The following is a 7562-nucleotide window of genomic DNA, read 5'->3' as shown; positions in this document are numbered from 1 at the left end:
GGGGCCCCGCGGGGGGGGGGGGGGGGGGGGCCGGGGGGGGGGGGGGCCGGGGCCCCGGAGGGGTCCGCGTCACGACGTCACCTGCCTGGGTTCGGGGTGGGCTGGGGCCCGGGCTGCGGGGAGGACGCCGCCGGGCCCGGCACGGCGGGGGCGTTCGGCGGGGGGCTCTGCGCCGCCCCGGCCGGCGCCGACGGGGTCCCGGGCGTGGCCGGGGGCGAGGCCGGCTGGGCGGCGGCGGGGGACGGGGACTCGGCGACGACGGCGGTTCCGGTGACCTTGCCGTCCGGGCCGATGAAGACGGGACTGCCGCCGGGGACCATGCCCAGTTCCTGGGCGCGCCGCTGCAGGGCGTCGGGCGCCGAGTAGGCGTCGACGTCCCGCTGGAGGGCCTGCTCCTCGTCGGTCAGTGCGGTGGTCTCCTTCTTCAGCCGGGACAGCTGGAAGGAGCCCTCGTTCAGGGCGGAGTTCAGCAGCAGCAGGCTGATCAGCCCGCCGGCGAGCAGCGCCACCACGAGCAGGACGAACGGCGTGCGCGCCGCCTGTCCCGCCGCGGGGCCGCGCAGCCGCCCCGGCCCTGCCTGCCCGGCCCCGCCCCTGCTCACGGGTTCGCCTCCCGGATCCGCTCCACTCCGCGGAAGCGGGCCGGGGCGGCCCGCCGGTTCTCGGCGATCTCCTCCTCGGTGGGCAGCTCGGCGCCGCGGGTGAGGAGCTTGAGCTTCGGCAGGTACTTCTCGGGGACCACCGGCAGGCCGGCCGGGGCGGTGGAGGCGGCGCCGGCGGCGAAGACCTGCTTGACGAGGCGGTCCTCCAGGGAGTGGTAGGAGAGGACCGCGATGCGGCCGCCGACCGCGATGCGGTCCACGGCCGCCGGGATGGCGCGCTCCAGGACCGACAGCTCGCCGTTGACCTCGATGCGCAGGGCCTGGAAGGTCCGCTTGGCGGGGTTGCCGCCGGTGCGCTTCGCCGCCTGCGGCAGGGCGTCGCGGATCAGCTCGACCAACCGGGCGCTGTTGGTGAACGGCTCCTTGGCGCGTTCGCGCACGATCGCCGAGACGATGCGCTTGGCCTGCTTCTCCTCGCCGTACTGGCGCAGGATCCGTACGAGCTCGCCCGCCGGGTACGTGTTGAGCACCTCGGCGGCGCTGATGCCGGTCGTCTGGTCCATGCGCATGTCCAGCGGCGCGTCCTGGGCGTACGCGAACCCGCGGTCGGCCTCGTCGAGCTGCATGGAGGAGACGCCCAGGTCGAAGAGGACGCCCTGGACGGCGGGGATGCCGAGGCGGTCCAGCACCTCGGGCAGTTCGTCGTAGACGGCGTGGACGAGGGTGGCCCGGTCGCCGAAGGGGGCGAGCCGCTCGCCGGACAGGCGCAGGGCCTCCTTGTCGCGGTCGAGGCCGATCAGGCGGGCCTCGGGGAATCGGGTCAGCAGGGCCTCGCTGTGGCCTCCGAGGCCGAGGGTGCAGTCGACGACGACGGCCCCCGGCTTCTGAAGCGCCGGGGCCAACAGGTCCAGGCACCGCTGGAGCATCACCGGGACGTGTCGGGACTCGCTGGTCAAAGCGCCCTCTCAGATAACGGCGCGGCAGGCAGACGCCGCGCCGCGCACGCGGAGTGTTACCAGGAGGCCGGGCGGCCGGTCAGGGCCGGGCTCCGGCCGGTTCGCGCCACTTTAGTGCACTGGTCGGCGCGGTCAACGAACCGCCCGCGCGTGCCGTAGCCGCTGCCTTCCGAGAACCCCCGAAAGCCGCGAACCACTCGGACGGCCGCCTCCGGCCCACTCCTGTGGGTTAGCTCACAACAAGGCCGGTTGACCTTCTTTGTCCCCTCTCACTCCGTGCCCGAACCGGTCGTGACCACTAACGTCGTATGCATGACGACTTCCGCATCCCTGCCCGCAGAGTCCGCCGAGCTGACCGCCGGCGGGTCCGTCACCGATCAGCTGGTAGCGGCGAACCGCAGGTATGCCGCGACCTTCAAGGACCCCGGCATGGACGCCCGGCCGGTGCTCCACGTCGCCGTCGTGGCCTGCATGGACGCCCGCCTCGACCTGCACAAGGCGCTCGGCCTGGAGCTGGGCGACTGCCACACGATCCGCAATGCCGGCGGCGTCGTCACCGACGACACCATCCGCTCGCTCACCATCAGCCAGCGCGCCCTGGGCACCCGCAGCGTCATACTCATCCACCACACCGGCTGCGGCCTGGAAAGCCTCACCGAGGACTTCCGGCACGAGCTGGAGGACGAGGTCGGCCAGCGCCCCGCCTGGGCCGTCGAGGCCTTCCGTGACGTTGACCAGGACGTCCGCCAGTCCATGCAGCGGGTCCGGACCAACCCCTTCCTGCCGCACCGCGACGATGTGCGAGGCTTCGTCTTCGACGTGCACACCGGGCTCCTGCGGGAGATCGATCCGGCCTCGTGAGTGACACAGCCCCGTGACGCCGTCAACAATGCGGGGATGACGCCGCCCGGAAACCCGTCCGGGCCGGCGTCCGTGTTGGGGTGGGCCCGTCATGCGCCAAGGACGTCGGCCCTGCCGGAAAGGGCCGAGGAGTACCAGGTGACGACGTATGACGACAGAGCGGGCCTCGCTGATCTGACGAGCACGGCCGAGCGGGTCCGCACCTCGGTCGAGACCGTGATCGAGGGCAAGCCCGAGGTCGTGCGGATCGCGCTGACCGTGCTGCTCGCCGAGGGCCACCTGCTGATCGAGGACGTGCCGGGCGTCGGCAAGACCATGCTCGCCAAGACCCTCGCCAAGTCGATCGACTGCTCGGTGCAGCGCATCCAGTTCACCCCGGACCTGCTGCCCTCCGACATCACCGGTGTCAGCATCTACGACCAGCAGCGCCGCGAGTTCGAGTTCAAGCCCGGCGCGATCTTCGCCCAGATCGTCATCGGCGACGAGATCAACCGCGCCTCGCCCAAGACCCAGTCCGCGCTGCTGGAGTCCATGGAGGAGCGGCAGGTCACCATCGACGGCACGACCTACGCCCTGCCGAGCCCGTTCATGGTGGTCGCCACCCAGAACCCGGTGGAGATGGAGGGCACCTACCCGCTCCCCGAGGCCCAGCGCGACCGCTTCATGGCCCGCGTCTCCGTCGGCTACCCGAGCCCCGACGCCGAGCTGCAGATGCTCGACGTGCACGGCGGGCTGTCCCCGCTCGACGACCTCCAGGCCGTCGCCCACGCCCACGACATCACCAAGCTGATCGACGCCGTCCGCGACGTGTACGTCGCCGAGCCGGTCAAGCGCTACGTCGTCGACCTGGTCTCCGCCACCCGCAGCCACCCGGACCTGCGCCTGGGCGCCTCGCCCCGCGCGACCCTGCACCTCCTGCGCGCCGTGAAGGCCGCGGCCGCGCTGTCCGGCCGGGACTACGTCCTGCCCGACGACGCCCAGGCCCTGGCCGGCCCGGTCCTCGCACACCGACTGCTCCCCACCGCGCAGGCCCAGCTCAACCGCCGGACCGCCGAGCAAGTCGTCCAGGACATCGTGCAGCGCACTCCCGTCCCGGCCGCACGCGGCCGCGGCGAGATGCCGCCCGCCGCGGGCGTCCGGGGCTTCTGATGGGCGCCGGTGCCCCGCGCGGCGCCGGCGGCGCTGGCCGGGGTCCGGGGCCGGGCGGGCTGCGCGCCTCGCTGGCCGGGTTGACGACCCGCGGCCGGTCCTTCCTGGCCGCCGGGACGGCCGCCGCCGTGTGCGCGTACGTCCTCGGCCAGGGCGAGCTGCTCCGGGTCGGGCTGCTGCTCGCCGCCCTGCCGCTGGTCTGCGTCCTCGCCCTCCACCGCACCCGCCACCGGGTCGCCGGCAGCCGCCGGCTCACCCCGGTGCGGGTGCCCGCGGGGGCCGAGGCCCGGGTGCAGCTGCGCGTGGACAACGTCTCCCGGCTGCCCACCGGGCTGCTGATGCTCCAGGACCGGGTGCCGTACGTGCTCGGGCCCCGGCCCCGCTTCGTCCTGGACCGGGTCGAGGCCGGCGGGCGCCGCGAGGTGTCCTACCGGGTCCGCTCCGACCTGCGCGGCCGCTACCCGCTGGGCCCGCTCCAGCTGCGGCTGACCGACCCGTTCGGGCTGGTCGAGCTGACCCGCTCGTTCAGCACGTACGACCTGCTCACCGTGGTCCCCCGGACCGAGGAACTGGCGCCGTCCCGGCTGACCGGCGAGTCCTCCGGCTACGGCGACGGCAGCCGCCGCGCGCTGGCCCTGGCGGGCGACGACGACGTGATCCCGCGCGGCTACCGGCGCGGCGACGACCTGCGCCGGGTCCACTGGCGCTCCACCGCCCGCTACGGCGAGCTGATGGTGCGCCGCGAGGAGCAGCCGCAGCGCAGCCGGGCCACCGTCCTGCTGGACACCCGGGCGGTCGCCTTCGAGGGCGCCGGCCCGGACTCCGCCTTCGAGTGGGCCGTGTCGGCGGCCGCCTCGACCCTGGTCCACCTCCTCGAACGGGGCTTCGCGGTGCGGCTGGTCACCGACACCGGCAGCTCGGTGCCCGGTGAGGGCGGCGGCTTCTCCTCCGGCGGGTCCGAGTCCGCCGAGGCCTCCGGGCTGATGATGGACACCCTCGCGGTCGTCGGGCACTCCGACGGCGCGGGCCTTTCACGCGCGTACGACGCCCTGCGCAGCGGGGACGGCGGTGGCGCGGGTTCCGGCGGCGACGGGCTGCTCATCGCCTTCTTCGGGGACCTGGACGACGTACAGACGGAAATGGCGGCGAAGATGCGCGGACGCAGCGGGGCCGCGGTGGCCTTCGTCCTGGACCCGGACCGCTGGGCCGGGAGGCCGGGCGGGCAGGCCGAGGAGCGGCTGCACCGGCTGCGCGAGACGGGCTGGGCGGCGTTGGCGGTGCCGCCCGGGGCGGCGTTCGGTGATCTGTGGCGGCAGGCCGGCAGCGCACCGTTGGATGCGCAGACCTCCGGAGGCCGGTCATGAGCGGGCGGGCGCGGCTGACGCTGTTCGCGGCACTGGCGACGCTGACGACCTCGTGGTCCCTGGCCTCGCTGGTGGAGTCGGCGGGCTGGCTGCTCCAGGCGGGCGTGCTGCTGGCCCTGCAGAGCGGGGTGGGGGCGGCGGCCCGGCGGGTGCCGTTGGCACGCTGGCTCACCGTGGCCTGCCAGGCGCTGGTGTCGCTGCTGGTGCTGGTGTTCCTGTTCGCGGGGAAGGGCGAGTCCACCGGTACGGGGCCGATGGCCTACCTGGTGACGGACTTCGGGTCCCTGTTCCGGCGGGGCCTGCAGGACGTGGCCGAGTTCGCCATCCCGGCGCCGCTGACGGACGGCATCCGGCTGCTGTTGCTGGTGGGGGTGCTGCTGGTCGGGCTGCTGGTGGACCTGCTGGCGGTGACGCTGCGGAGCGCCGCGGCGGCCGGGCTGCCGCTGCTCGCGCTGTACTCGGTGGCCGCCGGGCTGTCCGGCGGCGTCGGGGGCGCCTGGTTCTCGTTCCTGCTGGCGGGCGGCGGCTACCTGGTGCTCCTGCTGGCCGAGGGCCGGGACCGGCTGGCCCAGTGGGGCCGGGTGTTCGGCTCGGCCCCGCCCGGCCGGGTGTCGGCCGCTTCGGGGTACGGCGGTGGCGCGGGCTCGGGCCAGGCCGTCTCCCCCGTGCGCACCGGGCGGCGGATCGGCGCGGTGGCGCTGGGCGTCGCCCTGGCGGTGCCGGCTGCGCTGCCCCCGCTGGGCGACGGGCTGCTGGCCCGCCAGGTCGGCGCCGAGGGCGGCGGGACCGGGGTCGGCGGGACCATCTCGGCGGTCAACCCGCTCGTCTCGCTCCAGGGCAGCCTGAACGCGCAGGACAACCGGGTGGTGCTGAAGTACCGGACGGACAGTCCCCAGCTGGGCGAGCAGTACCTGCGGATCCTGGCGCTGGACGAGTTCAACGGCGTCAAGTGGGAGGCCTCGGCGCGCGCCCTGACCGATGTGCCCGAGCGGCTGCCGGCTCCGCCCGGCCTGAGCGAGCAGGTCCGCCGGAACGCCGTCGAGGTCCGCACCAACCTCTCCGCGGCCGACACGTACGCGCAGCGGTACCTGCCGATGCCGTACCCGGCGACGGCCGTGGACATAGCGGGCAAGTGGCGGTTCGAACCGGTCGGCCGGACCCTCGTCGGCGACCAGCTGGGCAAGGACCGCTACCAGAACGTCCAGGGCGCGGCGTACCAGGTGCGCAGTCTGTTGCTGCGGCCGACGGCGGCGCAGCTCCAGGCCGCCCCGGAGCCGGACCGGGCGATCCGCGACGAGTACACCAGGCTGCCGGACAACCTGCCGCCGGTCGTCGCGGAGACGGCCCGCCAGGTCACCAAGGGCGCGAAGGACGACTACACGCGGGCGGTGAAGTTGCAGGACTTCTTCGCCGTGAACGGTGGATTCCGCTACGACACGAAGGTGGCCTCGGGAACCGGCCCGACGGCCATCGCCCGGTTCCTCCAGGACAAGGAGGGCTTCTGCGTCCACTTCTCGTTCTCGATGGCGGCGATGTCGCGGTCGCTCGGCATCCCGGCCCGGGTGGCGGTGGGCTTCACCCCCGGCGAGCGGCAGGCCGACGGCAGCGTGAACGTGACCCTGCGGGACGCGCACGCCTGGCCGGAGCTGTACTTCGAGGGCGTCGGCTGGACCCGGTTCGAGCCCACGCCGCGGCAGGGCATCAGCCTGCCGGACTACTCCCGCACCGACCGGCCGGCGGCGCAGCCCTCGGCCCCGGCGCCGGTGCCCTCGCAGAGCGCGGCGCAGCCGTCGGCGGAGCCGTCGAAGGCCGACGCCTGCCCGCCGGAGCTGAAGAAGCTGGGCGAGTGCGGTGGCGCCGCGCCCCAGCAGGACGCGGGCGGCAAGGGCGGCGGCCCGGCGGTGACGACGGTCCTCGGCTGGACGGGCGTCGTGCTGGCCGTACTGGCCCTGCCGCTGTTGCCGCTGCTGTGGCGGAGCCGGGTCCGCGCCCGGCGGCTGGCCACGGGCGGCATCCTGCCGGCCTGGCGGGAGCTGGGTGACGCCGCCTGGGACGTGGGCATCGCCCCGGACGGCGCCCTGTCGCCACGCCGGGCCGCGTCCCGGCTGGTGGAGCTGGGGCGGCTGGAGCAGGAGGCCGCGGAGGCGGTGCACCGGGTCGCCGGAGCGGTGGAGCGTGCACTGTACGCCCCGCCCGGCGAGGACCCGTACCGGCCCGCGGCGGACGTGCTGTTGGCCCGGACGGCGCTGCTGGCCGCAGGGGGCCGCGGCAGCCGGCTGCGGGCGCTGCTGCTGCCGCGCTCCGCGGTCCGGCTGCGCTGGGCGGCGGAGGCCCGCCGGGACGCCTGGGCGGCGGCGGTCCGCGGTCGGCTGACCGCGGTGGCGGCGCGCGTCCCGCGCCCATGGCTGCGCCTGCGCCGGCCGGTGCGGGACCGCGGCTGAAAAACGGCACCCCCGGTCGGGCGGCTCCCCGCCCGACCGGGGGCTGCTGCGGGCACGGTGGCATCCGCGGGCGAGCGGCAGCACCGGCAGCACCGGCAGCACCGGCAGCACGTGAAAACGCCGGCGCGGCAGGGCTCGATCCCCCCCCGCCCCCCCGCGCCCGGGGCGCATCACCACCCGGCCGCAGTA

Annotated in this window: 6 protein-coding genes; 4 read left to right on the top strand and 2 right to left on the bottom strand. The window is 75.1% G+C overall.

Annotation, left to right across the window (positions count from 1 at the left end):
• Nucleotides 1-77: 77 nt before the first annotated feature.
• Nucleotides 78-602, bottom strand: a complete 525-nt coding sequence (locus ACFV7Q_RS37735) for a hypothetical protein (RefSeq protein WP_385435467.1) — start codon at nucleotides 600-602, stop codon at nucleotides 78-80.
• Entirely contained in the window at nucleotides 599-1528 is a 930-nt protein-coding gene (rsmH, locus tag ACFV7Q_RS37730) for a 16S rRNA (cytosine(1402)-N(4))-methyltransferase RsmH (RefSeq protein ID WP_385435468.1), read from the bottom strand. The genes ACFV7Q_RS37735 and rsmH overlap by 4 nt, the downstream gene beginning before the upstream one ends.
• Nucleotides 1529-1807: 279 nt before the next feature.
• Between rsmH and ACFV7Q_RS37725 the strand changes: the two genes are divergently transcribed.
• The 4 genes from ACFV7Q_RS37725 (at nucleotide 1808) to ACFV7Q_RS37710 (ending at nucleotide 7373) form a co-directional block, all read left to right on the top strand.
• Nucleotides 1808-2419, top strand: coding sequence for a beta-class carbonic anhydrase (locus tag ACFV7Q_RS37725; protein WP_385435466.1), 612 nt, complete (start codon nucleotides 1808-1810; stop codon nucleotides 2417-2419).
• A gap of 138 nt (nucleotides 2420-2557) precedes the next feature.
• Nucleotides 2558-3568 (top strand): AAA family ATPase, encoded by a 1011-nt coding sequence (locus tag ACFV7Q_RS37720; RefSeq protein WP_385435465.1) that lies wholly within the window; start codon nucleotides 2558-2560, stop codon nucleotides 3566-3568.
• On the top strand, nucleotides 3568-4932 hold the full coding sequence (locus ACFV7Q_RS37715; RefSeq protein ID WP_385435464.1) for a DUF58 domain-containing protein: 1365 nt from the start codon (nucleotides 3568-3570) through the stop codon (nucleotides 4930-4932). Before ACFV7Q_RS37720 ends, ACFV7Q_RS37715 begins: the two co-directional genes overlap by 1 nt.
• Nucleotides 4929-7373: a transglutaminaseTgpA domain-containing protein gene (locus ACFV7Q_RS37710; protein ID WP_385435463.1), complete on the top strand. Its 2445-nt coding sequence runs from the start codon at nucleotides 4929-4931 to the stop codon at nucleotides 7371-7373. The genes ACFV7Q_RS37715 and ACFV7Q_RS37710 overlap by 4 nt, the downstream gene beginning before the upstream one ends.
• The last annotated feature ends 189 nt before the right edge of the window (nucleotides 7374-7562 follow it).

Origin of the sequence: Streptomyces sp. NPDC059851, from assembly GCF_042732005.1 — a bacterium.
GTDB lineage: Bacteria > Actinomycetota > Actinomycetes > Streptomycetales > Streptomycetaceae > Streptomyces.
The sequence above is the reverse complement of the archived record's forward strand: the minus strand, read 5'-3'. Positions and strand labels throughout refer to the sequence as shown.